Source organism: Rhodococcus sp. NPDC019050 (genome assembly GCF_055664235.1).
On the sequence record NZ_JBVOON010000043.1, the window covers coordinates 1 to 2,001 of the forward strand.

Sequence of the window (2,001 nt, forward strand, 5' to 3'; positions counted from 1 at the left end):
CGGCCGCACCCGCGCAACCAACGGCACCCCGGCACCCCCACCGGACACCTGCTCCACCCGCCCCGCCAGCTCCCCGACAGTGGCCGCCTCGAACAACACCCGCACCGGCACCCGAGTACCCAACGCCGCACCCAGACGCGCCACCACCTGGGTCGCAATCAGCGAGTTACCACCCAAGGCGAAGAAATCATCATCGAGCCCCACCCGCTCGACACCGAGCACCTCCGAAAACACCGACGCCACAACCTGTTCGACGGCAGTCTGCGGCGCCCGGAACTCCCGAGCCTCGAACACCGGCGCAGGCAACGCCTTCCGATCGAGCTTCCCACTGCTGTTGAGCGGCAACTCATCGAGCACCACAAACACCGACGGCACCATATACGCAGGCAACAACCCCGAAACGAACCCCGCCAACCCATCACGATCCACCACGGCCCCCACAGCCGGCACCACATACCCCACAAGCTGATCCCCGACACCCGACGCCGACACCACCACCGCAGCCTGCGCGACCGAATCATGCGACACCAACGCCGCCTCGATCTCACCGAGCTCGATCCGCAACCCCCGCAACTTCACCTGAAAATCGGAACGACCGACATACACCAACTCACCATCAGCACTCCACCGCACCACATCACCCGTGCGATAAAGACGCTCCCCCACACCGAACGGCGACGCCACAAAACGCTCCGCCGACAAATCCGGCCGACCCACATACCCACGAGCCAACTGCACACCCGACAGATACAACTCACCCACAACACCCACCGGCACCGGCACCAACCGCTGATCCAAAACATAGGCCCGGGTATTCCACACAGGCGCCCCGATCGGCACCGCACCCGCCACACCCACCTCGACCGACCGCGCCGTGACATGCACCGTCGCCTCGGTCGGACCATACAAATTGTGCAACCGCGGCAAACCCAGAGCAGCACACTGATCGACCAACGCCGCAGGGAACGCTTCACCCGCAACAAGAACCACACGCAACGACACACACTCCTCGCGCGTCGCAACAGCAGCGAACACCGCAAGCATCGACGGCACGAACGACGTCGCAGTAATCCCCTCCCGATGGATCACACGAGCAAGATACGCAGGATCCCGATGCCCATCAGGTCCCGCCATCACCACACGCGCACCCACCGCCAACCCACCGAACAGCTCCCACACCGACACATCGAACGTGAACGGCGTCTTCTGCAACACCACATCATCGGCCGACAACCCGTACTCGGATGTCAGCCACGACACCTGATTGACCACCGAACAATGCGACACCGCCACACCCTTCGGCCGGCCCGTCGACCCCGACGTGAAAATCACATACGCAGTGTTGCCCGGCCGCAACGGCGCAACCCGCTCCGCATCCGACACCGGACCCGCCGCAACACCCGAAAGATCCAGCGTGTCGATCAACACCACCGGCACCGACCCGAACCCGAACCCGGACTCGGACTCGGACTCGGGAAGCTCGAACCCGTCCCGCGACGTCGACACCACCAACACCGGCGACACCGACTCCACAATGAAACCATTACGCTCGACAGGCTGATCCGGATCGAGCGGCACATACGCCCCACCCGCACGCACGATCGCATACATCCCCACCAACAGATCCAACGACCGGCGAACCGCCAACCCCACCGTCGTCTCCGGACCCACACCCCGCGAGATCAGATACCGCGCAAGACGATTCACCCGCGCATCGAACTGCGCATACGTCAACGACTCGTCTTCGAACACCACCGCAATCGCGTCGGGATTCGACGCGACCTGCGCATCGAACCGGTCCAGCAACGTCCCATCCGGCACCGGACGCGCCGTATCGTTCCACCGCTCGAGCACCGCACTACGCTCATCGGCGCCCAGCAGATCGATATCCCCCACCCGCAACGACGGATCGGACACCACCGACTCGAGGATCCGCACGAACCGCTCCGCAAACCCCTCCACCGTTGCGGCATCGAAAAGCTCGGTCGCATACGTGAACTC

At 64.1% G+C, this 2,001-nt stretch carries 1 protein-coding gene; it reads right to left on the reverse strand.

Annotated features, from left to right (window positions below; all coding sequences use genetic code 11):
- On the reverse strand, positions 1-2,001 hold a 2,001-nt coding region (locus AC0B44_RS21175), incomplete at both ends, for an amino acid adenylation domain-containing protein (RefSeq protein WP_471904693.1).